This is a genomic window from Streptomyces sp. HUAS ZL42 (assembly GCF_040782645.1).
Lineage (GTDB): Bacteria > Actinomycetota > Actinomycetes > Streptomycetales > Streptomycetaceae > Streptomyces.
In genome coordinates, this window is sequence record NZ_CP160403.1 from 6,367,457 (window position 1) to 6,384,319 (window position 16,863).

Here is a 16,863-nt window from a genome sequence, read left to right on the forward strand (position 1 = left end):
TTCTTGAGACGTGCCTCGCGCTGAGAGGGCATGAGACACAGCCATCCACACTACCAGTGGTGCGGAGAGCGGCCCAAACCGGTCCCTGGTCCCCGCGCATGGGACCATGGAGGCTACGTATCGATCCGACCCGAGGCATAAGGCGCCTCAAGAGACAGGACCCTGCGTGCCCGCGACCCCTAACAATGTGCCCGAGCCGAGCCGTACCGACCCGGCTCTGATCCGCAATTTCTGCATCATCGCGCACATCGACCACGGCAAGTCCACGCTCGCCGACCGGATGCTCCAGCTGACCGGTGTGGTCGAGCAGCGGCAGATGCGTGCTCAGTACCTCGACCGCATGGACATCGAGCGTGAGCGCGGCATCACGATCAAGTCCCAGGCGGTGCGTCTGCCGTGGGCCCCCACCCACGATCCGGGCAACACGCACATCCTCAACATGATCGACACCCCGGGGCACGTCGACTTCACGTACGAGGTCTCGCGGTCGCTGGCCGCCTGCGAGGGGACCGTCCTCCTCGTCGACGCCGCCCAGGGCATCGAGGCCCAGACCCTCGCCAACCTCTACCTGGCGATGGAGAACGACCTCACGATCATCCCGGTGCTCAACAAGATCGACCTGCCGGCCGCGCAGCCCGAGAAGTTCGCCGAGGAACTCGCCAACCTCGTCGGCTGCGAGCCCGACGACGTGCTGCGGGTCTCCGCCAAGACCGGCCTCGGCGTCGACGCGCTGCTCGACAAGGTGGTCCGGGACATCCCGGCGCCGGTCGGGGTCAAGGACGCGCCCGCCCGCGCGATGATCTTCGACTCGGTGTACGACTCGTACCGGGGCGTGGTCACGTACGTCCGTGTCATCGACGGTCAGCTCAACAAGCGCGAGCGCATCCGGATGATGTCCACGGGCGCCACGCACGAGCTGCTGGAGATCGGGACCAACTCGCCCGAGATGCTCCCTGCCGACGGCCTCGGCGTCGGCGAGGTGGGCTATCTGATCACCGGTGTGAAGGACGTCCGCCAGTCCAAGGTCGGTGACACCGTCACCAGCCAGGTCAAGGGCGCGACTCAGGCCCTCGGCGGCTACAAGGACCCGAAGCCGATGGTCTTCTCCGGCCTGTATCCGCTGGACGGCTCCGACTACCCCGAGCTGCGCGAGGCCCTGGACAAGCTGCAGCTCAACGACGCCGCGCTGGTCTATGAGCCGGAGACCTCCGCCGCCCTCGGCTTCGGCTTCCGCGTCGGCTTCCTGGGCCTGCTCCACCTCGACGTGATCCGCGAGCGGCTGGAGCGCGAGTTCGGGCTCGACCTGATCGCCACCGCGCCCAACGTGGTCTACTGCGTGATCATGGAGGACGGCACCGAGCACGTCGTCACCAACCCGAGCGAGTTCCCCGAGGGGAAGATCGACGAGGTCTTCGAGCCGGTGGTGCGGGCCACGATCCTCGCGCCCACCGAGTTCATCGGCGCGATCATGGAGCTGTGCCAGACCCGGCGCGGCAGCCTGCTCGGCATGGACTACCTCTCCGAGGACCGTGTCGAGATCCGCTACACGCTTCCCCTCGCCGAGATCGTCTTCGACTTCTTCGACCAGCTGAAGTCCAAGACCCGCGGGTACGCGTCCCTGGACTACGAGCCCACCGGGGAGCAGTCCTCGAGCCTGGTCAAGGTCGACATCCTGCTGCACGGCGACAAGGTCGACGCCTTCTCGGCGATCACCCACAAGGACCAGGCCTACGCATATGGCGTACGGCTCGTTGCCAAGCTCAGGGAACTCATCCCGCGGCAGAACTTCGAGGTGCCCGTCCAGGCCGCCATCGGGTCGCGGGTCATCGCCCGTGAGACCATCCGCGCCATCCGCAAGGACGTCCTCGCCAAGTGCTACGGCGGCGACATCTCCCGCAAGCGGAAGCTGCTGGAGAAGCAGAAGGAGGGCAAGAAGCGGATGAAGATGGTGGGTTCCGTGGAGGTTCCGCAGGAGGCCTTCATCGCCGTACTGAGCAGTGACGACAGCGCGGGCTCGGCCAAGGGCAAGAAGTAACCGACGGTAACGGCAGGTTGCGACCCCAGAGCGGGCACATCGGGGTCCGCCGCGCGACGTGCGGCGGGCCCCTACGCGTGCGTAAGGTCGCTCTCTGTAGAAAGTGACAGGGCGCGGGCCCTTACGTACAGGACGGTCGCCCTTTAATCTGATCCCTGCTCGATAGTTACTCGCGAGTTAAACAACCGCGTGTGAGTGATACAGCGCGTAAGTGAAACCAGCCGCACTGAGCCAGCCGCGCCTTCGCGGGCCCCGGAGGATGTCGTGAGCGACACACAGACACTGATCGAGAACCGTCCGCCGTCCGTGGCGGGCCTCTTCCTGGAGCGCGTGGCGGCCACGCCGGACGCCGAGGCGTACCGGTACCCCGTACCTCCCGCCTCCGGTCAGGGTCCGGACGACTGGAAGTCACTGAGCTGGGCGCAGGCCGCCGAGCGGGTCTTCGCGATCGCGGCCGGACTCATCGAGCTGGGCGTGCAGCCCGAGCAGCGGGTCGCCCTGGCCTCATCCACCCGGATCGAGTGGATCCTCGCCGACCTCGGCATCATGTGCGGCGGGGCGGCCACGACCACCGTCTACCCGCAGACCAACGCAGACGAGTCGGCCTTCATCCTCTCCGACTCCGAGAGCAGGGTGCTGATCGCCGAGGACGCGGCACAGCTCGCCAAGGCGGTCGAGAAGCGTGCCGAGCTGCCCGACCTCACGCATGTCGTCGTCATCGACCCGGCCGGCGTCGAGACCGCCGACTGGATCCTCACCCTCGACGAGCTGGAGAAGCGCGGCGCCGCGCGCCTGGAGAAGGACCCCGACCTGATCAAGGAGCGGGTCGGCGCGATCACCTCCGATCAGCTCGCCACCCTCATCTACACCTCCGGCACCACCGGCCGGCCCAAGGGTGTGCGCCTCCCGCACGACAACTGGTCGTACATGGCGAAGGCGATCGCCGCGACCGGGCTGATCAGCAGCGAGGACGTGCAGTACCTGTGGCTGCCGCTCGCCCACGTCTTCGGCAAGGTGCTCACCTCCGGCCAGATCGAGGTCGGTCACGTCACCGCCGTCGACGGCCGCGTCGACAAGATCATCGAGAATCTGCCGGTCGTGCAGCCGACGTACATGGCCGCCGTGCCGCGCATCTTCGAGAAGGTCTACAACGGCATCGCGAACAAGGCCCGCGCGGGCGGCGGCGCGAAGTACAAGATCTTCCGATGGGCCGCCGAGGTCGCCCGTGAGTACGCGAAGACCGCCCAGGACAACTTCCGGCGCACCGGCACGGCCTCCGTCCCCTTCGGGCTCGGCGCAAAGCACAAGGTCGCCGACGCGCTCGTCTACGCCAAGATCCGCGAGGCGTTCGGCGGCAACCTGCGCGCCTGCGTGTCCGGTTCCGTCGCCCTCGCCCCGGAGATCGGCTACTTCTTCTCCGGCGCGGGCATCCACATCCTCGAGGGTTACGGCCTGACCGAGACCTCCGCGGCCTCCTTCGTCAACCCCGGCGAGGCCTACCGCACCGGCACGGTCGGCAAGCCGCTGCCCGGCTGCGAGGTGCGCATCGCCGACGACGGCGAGATCCTGCTGCGCGGCCCTGGCGTCATGGAGGGCTACCACGGTCTGCCCGACAAGACCGCCGAGGTCCTGGAAGCGGACGGCTGGTTCCACACCGGCGACATCGGCGAGCTGTCGCCCGACGGCTACCTGCGCATCACCGACCGCAAGAAGGACCTCTTCAAGACCTCCGGCGGCAAGTACATCGCGCCCACGGAGGTCGAGGGCCAGTTCAAGGCGGTGTGCCCGTACGTCTCCAACATCCTCGTGCACGGGGCCGACCGGAACTTCTGCAGTGCGCTCATCGCGCTGGACGAGGTGTCGATCCTGCAGTGGGCGGCGGAGAACGGGCTCGAGGGCAAGTCGTACGCCGATGTCGTCGCCGCGCCCGCGACGGTGGCGATGGTCGAGGGGTACGTGAAGCAGCTCAACGAGGGGCTTCAGCGGTGGCAGACGATCAAGAAGTTCCGGTTGCTGCCGAGGGATCTCGATGTGGAGCACGGTGAGATCACGCCGAGCCTGAAGCTGAAGCGACCTGTTGTCGAGAAGGAGTACAAGCACCTCATCGAAGAGATGTATGAGGGGGCGCGCGAGGCGTAGGGCCGCGCCCCTTCGGGGTCAGTTCACGCGTCCCTTGCCACCAGCCGGCGTATCTCCCGGACCTGTGTCCGTAACTCTGACAGGTCCGGGAGTCTGTCACCCCCCAGCTGCTCCTCCAGGGCCGCCAGCCTGGTGTTCAGCTGTGCGCTGTGCGCCTGTTCCCTCGCCAGCAGTCGTTCCAGCTGCCTGTTCTTGCGGTGCAGGTCCAGGAACACGCTCACCTTGGCCCGTAGCACCCACGGGTCGAAAGGCTTCGTCAGGTAGTCCGCCGCGCCCGTCGCGTAGCCGCGGAAGGCGTAGCCCGAGTCGTCCTCGGCCCCCGTCAGGAAGATGATCGGGACGTCCTTGGTCTGGTCGAGACGTTTGATGTTGGCGGCCGTCTCGAATCCGTCCATGCCCGGCATGCGGACGTCGAGCAGGACGAGGGCGAACCGCTGCCGCAGCAGTGCCTTCATCGCCTCCTCGCCCGAACGTGCGCGTACCAGCGGCTGGTTGAGGGACCCCAGGACGGCCTCCAGCGCGATCAGGTTGTCCTCCATGTCGTCCACGAGGAGGATGCCTGCGCGCTCGTCGGTCGTTTCCTCAGCGCTCATCGTGACGGTGCCTCATTCGGTTGTCGCCTCCTCGACGTCGGCACTCCCCTCCGGGTCCGTGTCGTCCTCCTGCGTGCTTCGCGTCCCGGGCGCTTCAGCCCCCGGCTCCGCGCTCTCAGGGTCCAGGAGGGCACAGACGACCGTGAGCAGTTGGTCGACGTCCACCGGCTTGGGTACGTAGTCGTTGGCGCCCCGTGCGATCGACTTCTCCCGGTCTCCCGGCATCGCCTTCGCGGTCAGCGCGACGATGGGCAGCCCGGTCCAGCGCGGGGTGCGGCGGATGGCGGCGATGGTCTCGTAGCCGTCCATCTCCGGCATCATGATGTCCATCAGGACGAGTTCGACGTCCGGGTTGCGCTCCAGTGTCTCTATTCCCTCGCGGCCGTTCTCCGCGTAGAGGACCGGCATGCCGACGCGGCCCAGGACGTGGGTGAGGGCGAAGACGTTGCGGATGTCGTCGTCCACGATCAGTACGCGGCGCCCGGCCAGGACCTGCCCCGCCCGGCCCGCCTTCCAGGCCTCCAGCTTGGTGGGGGCCGGCCACGAGTCGTCCGTGTCGTGCGTCGCCGGGAACGGCTCGCCCGGCATCAGCTCCGGCTGCGGCGCGGGACGGTCGTCGAGGGCCGGGCCGGTCGCCGTGTGACCCGGGCTGACGACGGGGACGTACAGGGTGAAGGTGGAGCCCTTGCCCGGTTCGCTCTCCGCGACGATACGGCCGCCCAGCAGGCCCGCGATCTCCCGGCTGATGGACAGGCCGAGGCCCGTGCCGCCGTACTTGCGGTTGGTGGTGCCGTCGGCCTGCTGGAACGCCTCGAAGATCACCGGGAGTTTCTCCCGCGCGATGCCGATGCCCGTGTCGGACACGGCGAACGCGACCACCTCGTCGCTGTCGCGCACATATTGCCGCTCGGGGTCGTCCACCCGGTTCACCCGCAGCTCCACCCGGCCCGTCGCGGTGAACTTGATCGCGTTGGAGAGCAGGTTGCGCAGGATCTGCTGGAGCCGTTGCTCGTCCGAGTACATCTCGCGCGGTACGCCCTCGCCCACCGTCACCTCGAAGGCGAGCCCCCGGTCCAGGGTGAGCGGGCGGAACGTGGCGTGGACGTAGTCGAGCAGCTTGATCAGCGGCAGCTTCTTCGGGCGTACGTCCATCCGGCCCGCCTCGATCTTCGACAGGTCCAGGATGTCGTTGATCAGCTGGAGGAGGTCGGAGCCCGAGCGGTGGATCGTGGTGGCGAACTGCACCTCCTGGTCGGTGAGATGGCCGTCGGGGTTGTCGGACAGCAGGCGGGCCAGGATCAGGAGCGAGTTCAGCGGTGTGCGCAGTTCGTGCGACATGTTCGCCAGGAACTCCGACTTGTACTGCGACGACGTCGCCAGCAGGGCCGCCTTCTCCTCCAGCTCCGCGTTCGAGCGCTGCAACTCCGCCTGCTGCTTCTGGAGTTCGTCCGAGCGTTCCTGGAGCTGCATGGCCAGACGCTGGGACTCGCCGAGCAGGGACTCCGTACGGGAGTTGGCGATGATGGTGTTGATCGCGACGCCGATGGTGTTCACGAACTGGTCGAAGAACGCCAGGTGCACATCGGAGAAGCGGGAGAAGGACGCCAGCTCGACCACGCCGAGGAGCTTGTCCTCGAAGAGGATCGGGATGATGACGATGGTGGTCGGGGCGGCCTCGCCCAACCCGCTGTTGATCTTGATGTAGTCCGGCGGGGCCTCTTCCACCAGGATGCGCTTCTTCTCACGGGCCGCCTGCGCCACCAGACCGTGCACCGGCAGACCGCCGGTCTCGACGGTCGCGCCCTGCGCCGCTCCGTATCCGGCGATGAAGGCCAGGCCCTTCGTCGGGACGGTGGTGCGCAGGGAGGCGCCGTCCTCCTCCGGGTCGGCCAGGTAGAACGCGCCGTACTGCGCGTTCACCAGCGGGGTCAGCTCGCGCAGGATCAGGTCGGCGACCTCCATCAGGTCCCGGTGGCCCTGCATGAGGGCGGCCAGACGGGCCAGGTTCGACTCCAGCCAGTCCTTCGCGCGGGTGGTCTCGCGGAGGTTGGCCACCATCAGGTTGATGTTGTCCTTCAGCTCGGCGACCTCGCCCTGCGTCTCCACGGTGATCGAACGGGACATGTCGCCCTGGGCCACCGCCGACGCCACCTCGGCGATCGCGCGGACCTGGGTGGTGAGGTTCAGCGCGAGCTCGTTCACGTTCGTCGTCAGGCGCTTCCAGGTGCCGTACACACCCTCGACCCTTGCCTGGCCGCCCAGTTGGCCCTCGGAACCCACCTCGCGGGCCACGCGTGTGACCTCGGAGGAGAAGGAGGACAGCGTGTCGACCATCGTGTTGATGGTGGTCTTCAGCTCCAGGATCTCACCGCGGGCGTCCACGTCGATCTTCTTCGACAGATCGCCCTGCGCCACCGCCGTCGCCACCTGGGCGATGTTGCGGACCTGTGAAGTGAGGTTGTCCGCCATGTAGTTGACGTTGTCGGTCAGGTCCCGCCAGACGCCCGAGACGCCCAGCACCTGGGCGCGACCGCCCAGCCGGCCGTCGGTGCCGACCTCGCGGGCCACGCGGGTCACCTCGTCGGCGAAGGCGCGCAGCTGCTCCACCATCGTGTTGACGGTGTCCTTCAGCTCGAGGATCTCGCCGCGGGCGTCGACCGTGATCTTCTTGGAGAGGTCGCCGTTGGCGACGGCGGTGGTGACCTGGGCGATGTTGCGGACCTGCGAAGTGAGGTTCAGCGCCATGAAGTTGACGTTGTCGGTGAGGTCCTTCCAGACGCCGGAGACCCCCCGCACCTGGGCCTGACCGCCGAGGTTGCCCTCGGTGCCGACCTCGCGGGCCACGCGTGTGACCTCGTCCGCGAAGGCGGAGAGCTGGTCCACCATCGTGTTGATCGTCGACTTCAGCTCGAGGATCTCGCCCTTCGCCTCGACCGTGATCTTCTTGCCGAGGTCGCCCTGCGCCACGGCGGTGGACACCAGGGCGATGTTGCGGACCTGCGAAGTGAGGTTGTCCGCCATGAAGTTGACGTTGTCGGTGAGGTCCTTCCAGACGCCGGAGACCCCCCGCACCTGCGCGCGTCCGCCGAGGTTGCCCTCGGTGCCGACCTCGCGGGCCACGCGTGTGACCTCGTCGGCGAAGGCGGAGAGCTGGTCGACCATCGTGTTGATGGTCGACTTCAGCTCGAGGATCTCGCCCTGTGCGTCGACCGTGATCTTCTGGCTCAGATCGCCGTTGGCGACGGCGGTGGTGACCTGGGCGATGTTGCGGACCTGCGAGGTCAGGTTCGAGGCCATGAAGTTGACGTTGTCGGTGAGGTCCTTCCAGACCCCGCTGACGCCCCGCACCTGGGCGCGGCCGCCCAACTGGCCCTCGGTGCCGACCTCGCGGGCCACTCGTGTGACCTCGTCGGCGAAGGCGGAGAGCTGGTCGACCATCGTGTTCACGGTCAGCTTCAGTTCGAGCAGTTCGCCGGTCGCCTCGACCGTGACCGTGCGGGTCAGGTCACCGCGGGCCACGGCCGTGGTCACCAGGGCGATGTCGCGCACCTGCGCGGTCAGCCGGGACGCCATCGTGTTGACCGCCTCGGTCACGTCCCGCCAACTGCCCGAGAGCCCCTGCACCTTGGCGCGCCCGCCGAGCCGCCCCTCGGTGCCGACCTCGCGGGCGACCCGGGTCACCTCGCCGGTGAACAGCGAGAGCTGGTCGACCATCTTGTTCACGGCCCGCCCGAGCCGCCGTAGATCACCGCGTAACTGCCGGCTGCCGTCGTGCAGGTCCACCCGCTGGGTCAGGTCGCCGCCGGCCACCGCGTCCAGGACCCGGGTGGCGTTCGCCGCCGGGGCCACCAGGGCGTCGAGCAGCTGGTTCACGTCGTTGACCCGGGAGGTCCAGGCCCCCTGCCCGGGGCTGGCCGAGAGCCGTTCGTCGAGCCGGCCGTGCCGCACCAGTTCCCGTTTGACGCGCTGCGTCTCCGCGTTGAAGTGGGTGCTGCGGTCGAGGATCTGGTTGAACGTCGCGGTGAGTTCGGCCACGATCCCGTGGCCCGTCTCCGGCACCTTCGTGAAGTCGCCGTCGCGCGCGGCGGTCATCGCGGCGAGAAGCGGACGCAGATCCGATGCTCGAATCTGACCCTCTTTCTGTTCGTCTTCGAGCACTTGCGTAGCACTGTTCTCACTCATGACGGCCCACTTCGGTAACTCGGCGCTTATGGGCGGGGTCAGTCTGTCACTCTGTCGGCATCGACCGAGGCGTATTCGTCCGAACTGCTCGGGGAGCTGTCCATGGGGGCCATTCCGACGCAACGGGAGACTCTTTCCCGTGCCTCTGATGTGCCTGCGCATGCCTCGGAGGGGCACGCGCCCGCCGGGCACCCGTGTCCGCAGGCGTGCGCGACCCTCTCGGGGAGCTCCCTCGCACCCGGATCCGCCCGCGCGCTCGTGCGCTCGGCCGTCCGGGAGTGGGTCGGCCTCGGGCTGCCGGGCAGCGAGCACCTCTCCGACCGCCTGACCGACGAGGCCACGCTGGTCGTCAGTGAACTCGTCACCAACGCCGTCGTCCACGCCGGCACCGATGTCGAGCTGGTGTGCCGGCTCGAACCGGCGCAGGAGGCGTGCGCCCTGGTCGTCGAGGTCTCCGACCACCACGCCTCGCGCGCCCCTCGCGACGGCGACGGCGAACCGTCGCACGAGGCACAGGAGTACGGACGCGGCCTGCGCCTCGTCGCCGCGCTCTCGCAGGCCTGGGGCGTCACCTACCGCCGCGGCGCCAAGACGGTGTGGGCGCGGCTGCCCGCCCACGGGTACGAGACGAGCGAGGTGTACGACGCCGAGGGCGCCCTCGGGGGAGGCCTGCACCTCGCGGAGGCCCTCGCCCCGGAGCCTCCCCCGTTCTCGGCCGCGCTCGAGCGGGGGCACCCCCACCGCCCCGAGCGCGACCGGGACTGGCTCAACCGCGGTGCCCTGTCCTTCCTCGCCGAGGCCTCCGACCTGCTCGCCGGGCAGCTCGACGAGGACCTGGTCGCCGCGCTCACCGGCCAGCTGATCGTGCCGCGCCTGGCGGACTGGTGCGCGGTGTGGCTGGAGGACGAGGTCACCGGCCGCGGCTGGGCCGTCGACGGGACGGGCGGATCCGGACCGCGGCTGGCCCGGGTCTGGCACGGCAGCGAGAACCGCATCGAGGAACTGCGCCGGGCCCTGGAGAAGGACCCGCCGCGCCCCGCCGACACGACACGGTCAGGTCCGGTTCCCTACCCCTGGCCGGAGGCGCTGAGCACGCCGGCGGAGCCGGGGGCGCACGCGGAACGGGGCGTGCCCGGACCGGACGGCGCGGCTCTCGCCTACCGCCTCGTCGCGGGCGGCCGCCCGCTGGGCACGCTCGTCATCGGCCGGGCCGGCCTGCTGCGCTTCCCCGACGAGGTCACCGGGCTCGTCGAGGACCTCAGCCGCCGGGTGGCGCTCGCCATCGGCGCGGCCCGCCAGTACGCCCGGCAGGCCACCATCAGCGCCGTCCTGCAGCGCGGGCTGCTGCCCGGCGCGGTCGCCGAGATCCCCGGGGTGCGCAGCGCCCTGGTCTACGAACCGTGCGACAAGGGCGGCCCGAGCGGTGACTTCTACGACCTGTTCCCGGCCGACGACGGCCGCTGGTGCTTCGCCGTCGGCGATGTGCAGGGCAAGGGCCCCGAGGCCGCCGTCGTCATCGGACTCGCCCGGCCGTGGCTGCGGCTGCTGGCCCGCGAGGGCTACGGAGTGGCCGACGTCCTCGACCGCCTCAACCAGCTCCTCCTCGACGACGCCACGGAGGCCGCGGACGCGGCGGCGAGGGCGCTGGTCGGACCCGCCGCGCCGGGAGACGGCCCCCAGACGCGTTTCCTCTCCCTGTTGTACGGCGAGCTGGTCCCCTTCGCCGGAGGTGTCCGCTGCACCCTCGCGTCGGCCGGGCATCCTCTGCCGCTGATTCTCGGACCGGACGGGAGTGTCCGCACGGCCGCGCAGCCGCAGACGCTCCTCGGGGTCGTCGAGGACGCGACGTACACGAGCGAAACGTTCGAGCTGCGGGCCGGGGACAGCCTGCTGTGCGTGACGGACGGGGTGACGGAGCGGCGTTCCGGCTCGCGCCAGTTCGACGACGGGGACGGGCTCGCGACGGCGTTCGCCGGGTGCGTGGGGCTGGACGCGGACCTGATCGCGGAGCGGATCAGGCGGCTGGTGCACGAGTTCGGCGGGCAGCCGCCGGAGGACGATCTGGCGCTGCTGGTGCTGCAGGCGGAGTAGGACTTCTCGCGGTTGCTGGACAATGGAGGACATGCCTTCCGCACTCCCCGACGGCGAGCCCGTCCCCGACGACGGCGCGCTGCCCGCCCGCGCGCTCGCCGGGGCCGGCGAGCGTCCCCTCGGCTTCTACCTGCACGTCCCGTACTGCGCGACCCGCTGCGGGTACTGCGACTTCAACACCTACACGGCGACGGAGCTGCGCGGCACGGGCGGGGTCCTCGCGTCCCGCGACAACTACGCGGACACGCTGATCGACGAGATCCGGCTGGCCCGCAAGGTGCTCGGCGACGACCCGCGCGAGGTCCGCACGGTCTTCGTGGGCGGCGGTACGCCCACGCTGCTGGCCGCCGCTGATCTCGTACGGATGCTGGGGGCGATCCGGGACGAGTTCGGGCTCGCGGCGGACGCGGAGGTGACGACGGAGGCGAACCCGGAGTCGGTGGACCCCGGGTACCTGGCCGAGCTCCGGCAGGGCGGCTTCAACCGGATCTCCTTCGGCATGCAGAGCGCGAGACAGCACGTGCTGAAGGTGCTGGACCGCACGCACACGCCGGGGCGCCCGGAGGCGTGCGTGGCGGAGGCCCGGTCGGCGGGCTTCGAACACGTCAACCTGGACCTGATCTACGGCACGCCGGGGGAGTCGGACGACGACTGGCGGGCGTCGCTGGAGGCGGCGATCGGAGCCGGACCGGACCACGTCTCGGCATACGCGCTGATCGTCGAGGAGGGCACACAGCTGGCCCGCCGGATCCGCAGGGGCGAGGTCCCGATGACGGACGACGACGTGCATGCGGACCGGTACCTGATCGCGGAGTCGGTCCTGTCCGCGGCGGGCTTCGACTGGTACGAGGTGTCGAACTGGGCCACTTCGGAGGCCGGGCGCTGCCTGCACAACGAGCTGTACTGGCGGGGCGCGGACTGGTGGGGCGCGGGGCCGGGGGCGCACTCGCACGTGGGCGGGGTGCGGTGGTGGAACGTGAAGCATCCGGGAGCGTACGCGGCGGCGCTTGCGGCGGGGCGGTCGCCGGGGGCAGGCCGTGAGGTCCTGTCGGAGGAGGACCGCAGGGTCGAGCGGATCCTGCTGGAGCTGCGGCTGCGGGAGGGGGTGCCGCTGTCGCTGCTGCGGGAGGACGGGCTGGCGGCATCGCGGCGGGCGCTGGGGGAGGGGCTGCTGGAGGGCGGTCCGTACGCGGAGGGGCGTGCGGTGCTGACGTTGCGGGGGCGGTTGCTGGCGGATGCGGTGGTCAGGGATCTGGTGGACTGATCACTCCGGCGAGTGAATCGGTGCGGAACGGCGGTTCGGTCCCTAACCTGGTTCGTAGGCTGCCGCCAAAAGGACGCGGCGGATGTGGAGGGCCACGGAGATGACCGCTGTGGACGAGCGTGGGATGACCAGGTTCTTCGAGGAGTTCGAGCCTCCGGGGGGCGTCAAGGTCGAGCTTCTCCGGGGGGAAATCGTGATGATGGCCACTCCCGATCTGGTGCACAACCGGATCGTGGCGGACGTGAACGACCAGATCCCACGCAAGAAGTGGGAACGGCTTCAGACGACGGATGTGGACATCGTCGACGAGGCCAGTGAGCCCGTGCCGGACCTGTTGGTGCTGGAACGAGGTGTTGCCCCCGACTCGGGGCGCCTGCTGCCGTCCCAGTTGATCACGTTGGTGGTCGAAGTGGTTTCCAAGACAAGCGTCGACCGGGACTACGGGGTCAAGCGTTCCATCTACGCGGCGGGCAAGATCCCTGCTTACTTGATCATCGACCCGATTGTCGCGCATTGCGTCTTGCTCACCGAACCTGTCGGCGACGGTGAGGTAGCTGACTATCGAGCGCAGCGAATTACGAAATTCGGTGACCTGCTTCCCCTGGAACCGCTCGGCCTCGAACTGGACACCAGCGAGTTCGGAACCCTCACCGGCGTCCGACGTCACCACCTGCCGTAACAAAGTCGATCAGCTCCTCCACCCTCCCCAGCAACTCCGGCTCCAGGTCCTTGTAAGAGCGCACCCGCGACAGGATCCCCTGCCACGCCGCGCCCGTGTTGTCCGGCCATCCGAGCGCCCGGCACACCCCCGTCTTCCAGTCCTGGCCGTGCGGGATCCGCGGCCACGCCTCGATGCCCAGGGACGACGGCTTCACCGCCTCCCAGATGTCGATGTACGGGTGGCCGACGACCAGCGCGTACTCGCTCGTCACCGACTTCGCGATGCGCCACTCCTTCGTGCCGGGGACCAGGTGGTCCACGAGGACGCCGAGGCGGGCGTCCGGGCCGGGGGAGAAATCGGCCACGATGGACGGCAGGTCGTCCACGCCCTCCAGGTACTCCACGACCACGCCCTCGATGCGCAGGTCGTCGCCCCAGACCTTCTCGACCAGTTCGGCGTCGTGCCGGCCCTCGACGTAGATGCGGCCGGCGCGGGCCACGCGTGCGCGTGCGCCAGGGACGGCCACTGAGCCGGATGCCGTGCGCGTGGGGCGTATCGGGCCGGTGGAGGGCTTCACCAGTGTCACCACCCGGCCTTCCAGGAGGAAGCCCCGCGGTTCCATCGGGAACACCCGGTGCTTGCCGAAGCGGTCCTCCAAGGTGACCGTGCCCGCCTCGCAGCGGATCACCGCGCCGCAGAAGCCCGTCCCGGGCTCCTCCACCACCAGGCCCGGCTCCGCCGGGACCTCCGGCACGGGCTTGGGCTTCTTCCACGGCGGGGTCAGGTCCGGCGAGTACTGGCGCATTCGGATGACGATAGGAGAAGCGGCCGGGGAGTCCTCACGACACGCCGAAACGGGCCGCCAGCGCGTCCCGCTGCGCCCGTACGAACGCCGCGTCCACCGCCGCTCCGTGACCGGGCACGTACAGCGCGTCCTCGCCGCCCAGGTCCAGCAGGCGGTCGAGGGCGGCGGGCCAGTGGGACGGTACGGCGTCGGGGCCCGCCTGGGGCTCGCCGGACTCCTCGACCAGGTCGCCGCAGAAGACCACCTCCGGCTCGCCCGGGACCAGGACCGCGAGGTCGTGGGCCGTGTGGCCGGGGCCCACGTTCGCCAGCAGGACCTGGCGGCCGGCGCCCAGGTCGAGCGTCCACTCCCCGGAGACGAGGTGGCGGGGCGGGACGAGCACCTCCACCGCCTCGTCGGCCGCGTCGGTGTCCAGCCCGTTGCGCACCGCGTCCGCGCGCAGCTCCTCACGTTCGTACGCGAACACGGTGTCGATGCCCACCGCGCCGAAGACCTCTGTCCCGGCGAACGCCGCCGCGCCGAAGACATGATCGAAGTGCGGGTGCGTGAGAGCGAGATGGGTCACACGGTGACCGGCGAGCGCCTCCGCCTGCGCCCGCAGCCGCGTGCCCTCCGCCAGGCTCGACCCCGCGTCGATCAACAGCAGCGCGCCCCGGCCGGCGACCAGCCCGGCCGTGCAGTCCCACACCGGAAGCCGGCACCGCCCGACCCCGGCGGCCAGCCGTTCCCACCCGAGCTCTTCCCAAGTCACCGTCATACGGCGACGCTAGCGGTGGCCCCCTGGTCGGCACGACCTCGCAGGACCGGCCTTGCCCGCGGTGTACCTCACGGCCGTACACTGGGCCGGGGAACGCTGGCACTCGCGCGCGCAGAGTGCCAGGAAAGGCACCAAGGGGACGAGTTCTGGAGGTGTGCGCGATGCTGAGTGAACGCAGGCTTCAGGTGCTCCGCGCCATCGTCCAGGACTATGTGGGCACCGAGGAGCCGGTGGGGTCGAAGGCGCTCACCGAGCGGCACAACCTCGGCGTGTCCCCGGCGACGGTCCGCAACGACATGGCGGCCCTGGAGGACGAGGGCTTCATCGCGCAGCCGCACACCAGCGCCGGACGGATCCCGACCGACAAGGGCTACCGGCTCTTCGTCGACAAGCTGGCCGGCGTCAAGCCGATGAGCGCGCCCGAGCGGCGCGCCATCCAGAACTTCCTCGAGGGGGCCGTCGACCTCGACGACGTGGTGGCGCGTACGGTCCGGCTGCTCGCGCAGCTGACACGGCAGGTCGCCGTCGTGCAGTACCCGTCGCTCACGCGGTCGACGGTGCGGCACGTGGAGCTGCTCTCGCTCGCCCCCGCGCGCGTGATGCTCGTGCTGATCACGGACACCGGGCGGGTCGAGCAGCGGATGGTCGACTGCCCCGTGCCCTTCGGCGAGACGTCCCTGGCGGATCTGCGGGCGCGGCTCAACAGCCGGGTCGCCGGACGCCGGTTCGCCGATGTGCCGCGGCTCGTGGAGGATCTGCCCGAGGCGTTCGACGCGGACGACCGCGGTACGGTCTCGACGGTGCTCTCCACCCTCCTGGAGACGCTCGTCGAGGAGAACGAGGAGCGGCTGATGATCGGCGGCACCGCCAATCTCACCCGCTTCGGACATGACTTTCCCCTCACCATCCGGCCGGTGCTCGAGGCGCTGGAGGAGCAGGTCGTGCTCCTCAAACTGCTCGGCGAGGCGAAGGATTCGGGCATGACCGTCCGCATCGGTCACGAGAACGCCCACGAGGGACTCAACTCCACCTCCGTGGTCTCGGTCGGCTACGGTTCGGGCGGCGAGGCAGTCGCCAAGCTCGGCGTGGTCGGACCGACCCGCATGGATTACCCGGGAACGATGGGAGCGGTACGCGCAGTGGCACGGTACGTCGGACAGATCCTGGCGGAGTCGTAGGTGGCCACGGACTACTACGCCGTTCTCGGCGTGCGCCGCGACGCGTCGCAGGAAGAGATCAAGAAGGCCTTCCGGCGGCTCGCACGCGAGCTGCACCCGGACGTCAACCCCGATCCGAAGACCCAGGAGCGGTTCAAGGAGATCAACGCCGCCTACGAGGTGTTGTCGGACCCGCAGAAGAAGCAGGTCTACGACCTCGGCGGCGATCCGCTCTCGCAGGCCGGCGGCGGTGGCGCGGGCGGCTTCGGGGCGGGCGGCTTCGGGAACTTCTCCGACATCATGGACGCGTTCTTCGGTACGGCGTCCCAGCGCGGCCCGAGGTCGCGTACGCGGCGCGGCCAGGACGCGATGATCCGGCTGGAGATCGAGCTCAACGAGGCGGCCTTCGGCACGACCAAGGACATCCAGGTCGACACGGCGATCGTCTGCTCCACCTGCAACGGTGAGGGAGCGGCGCCGGGTACCTCCGCGCAGACCTGTGACATGTGCCGCGGCCGTGGTGAGGTCTCCCAGGTGACCCGGTCCTTCCTGGGCCAGGTCATGACCTCGCGTCCGTGCCCGCAGTGCCAGGGCTTCGGAACCGTCGTTCCGACGCCGTGCCCGGAGTGCGCCGGCGACGGCCGTGTCCGCTCCCGGCGGACGCTCACCGTGAAGATCCCGGCCGGTGTCGACAACGGCACGCGGATCCAGCTGGCCGGTGAGGGCGAGGTCGGGCCCGGTGGCGGGCCCGCCGGTGACCTGTATGTCGAGATCCACGAGCTGCCGCACCCGACCTTCCAGCGGCGCGGGGACGATCTGCACTGCACGGTGACCATCCCGATGACGGCGGCGTCCCTCGGTACGAAGGTGCCGCTGGAGACGCTCGACGGTCTGGAGGAGGTCGACATCCGGCCCGGCACGCAGTCCGGCCAGTCGATTCCGCTGCACGGGCGGGGCGTCACGCATCTGCGGGGCGGCGGGCGCGGTGACCTTGTGGTCCACGTCGAGGTCCAGACCCCGACCAAGCTCGATCCCGAGCAGGAGCGGCTGCTGCGCGAGCTGGCCAAGCTGCGCGGCGAGGAGCGGCCTCAGGGGCAGTTCCAGCCTGGGCAGCAGGGGCTGTTCTCCCGGTTGAAGGACGCGTTCAACGGTCGCTGAGCGGGGGTGGCTGGGGGTGGC

The 16,863-nt window shown here is 69.6% G+C and carries 11 protein-coding genes; 7 read left to right on the forward strand and 4 right to left on the reverse strand.

What is annotated here, in order from left to right; all coding sequences use genetic code 11:
* The first annotated feature begins 166 nt into the window (after positions 1-166).
* Positions 167-2,035, forward strand: coding sequence for a translation elongation factor 4 (gene lepA / locus ABZO29_RS29100; RefSeq protein WP_367323127.1), 1,869 nt, complete (start codon positions 167-169; stop codon positions 2,033-2,035).
* A gap of 264 nt (positions 2,036-2,299) precedes the next feature.
* Positions 2,300-4,174, forward strand: a complete 1,875-nt coding sequence (locus ABZO29_RS29105; protein WP_367323128.1) for a long-chain fatty acid--CoA ligase — start codon at positions 2,300-2,302, stop codon at positions 4,172-4,174.
* Positions 4,175-4,197: 23 nt separating this feature from the next.
* Here ABZO29_RS29105 and ABZO29_RS29110 read toward each other — a convergent pair whose 3' ends face one another.
* Complete coding sequence (locus tag ABZO29_RS29110) at positions 4,198-4,767, reverse strand: two-component system response regulator (protein ID WP_367323129.1); 570 nt, start codon at positions 4,765-4,767, stop codon at positions 4,198-4,200.
* A 12-nt stretch (positions 4,768-4,779) separates the two neighbouring features.
* On the reverse strand, positions 4,780-8,949 hold the full coding sequence (locus tag ABZO29_RS29115; RefSeq protein ID WP_367323130.1) for a HAMP domain-containing protein: 4,170 nt from the start codon (positions 8,947-8,949) through the stop codon (positions 4,780-4,782).
* Positions 8,950-9,051: 102 nt separating this feature from the next.
* On the opposite strand from ABZO29_RS29115, the gene ABZO29_RS29120 reads away from it, so the two are divergent.
* The 3 genes from ABZO29_RS29120 to ABZO29_RS29130 all read left to right on the forward strand — a co-directional run bounded on the left by ABZO29_RS29120 (position 9,052) and on the right by ABZO29_RS29130 (position 12,983).
* Positions 9,052-11,040: a SpoIIE family protein phosphatase gene (locus ABZO29_RS29120; protein WP_367323131.1), complete on the forward strand. Its 1,989-nt coding sequence runs from the start codon at positions 9,052-9,054 to the stop codon at positions 11,038-11,040.
* A 31-nt stretch (positions 11,041-11,071) separates the two neighbouring features.
* Entirely contained in the window at positions 11,072-12,304 is a 1,233-nt protein-coding gene (gene hemW / locus ABZO29_RS29125) for a radical SAM family heme chaperone HemW (RefSeq protein ID WP_367323132.1), read from the forward strand.
* Between the two features lie 100 nt (positions 12,305-12,404).
* Positions 12,405-12,983: a Uma2 family endonuclease gene (locus tag ABZO29_RS29130; protein WP_367323133.1), complete on the forward strand. Its 579-nt coding sequence runs from the start codon at positions 12,405-12,407 to the stop codon at positions 12,981-12,983.
* On the opposite strand, the gene ABZO29_RS29135 is transcribed toward ABZO29_RS29130, so the two are convergent.
* Together ABZO29_RS29135 and ABZO29_RS29140 are read right to left on the reverse strand one after the other, a co-directional pair.
* Positions 12,952-13,770 (reverse strand): DUF3097 domain-containing protein, encoded by an 819-nt coding sequence (locus ABZO29_RS29135; RefSeq protein WP_367323134.1) that lies wholly within the window; start codon positions 13,768-13,770, stop codon positions 12,952-12,954. The genes ABZO29_RS29130 and ABZO29_RS29135 overlap by 32 nt on opposite strands.
* Before the next feature lie 34 nt (positions 13,771-13,804).
* Positions 13,805-14,527, reverse strand: coding sequence for an MBL fold metallo-hydrolase (locus ABZO29_RS29140; RefSeq protein ID WP_367323135.1), 723 nt, complete (start codon positions 14,525-14,527; stop codon positions 13,805-13,807).
* A 161-nt stretch (positions 14,528-14,688) separates the two neighbouring features.
* Here ABZO29_RS29140 and hrcA point away from each other — a divergent pair, with 161 nt between their 5' ends.
* Both hrcA and dnaJ read left to right on the forward strand, forming a co-directional pair.
* Complete coding sequence (gene hrcA, locus ABZO29_RS29145) at positions 14,689-15,705, forward strand: heat-inducible transcriptional repressor HrcA (protein ID WP_367323136.1); 1,017 nt, start codon at positions 14,689-14,691, stop codon at positions 15,703-15,705.
* The gene (gene dnaJ, locus ABZO29_RS29150) at positions 15,706-16,842 is read left to right on the forward strand and encodes a molecular chaperone DnaJ (RefSeq protein ID WP_367323137.1); all 1,137 of its coding nucleotides are present in this window, start codon (positions 15,706-15,708) and stop codon (positions 16,840-16,842) included.
* Positions 16,843-16,863 lie beyond the last annotated feature (21 nt).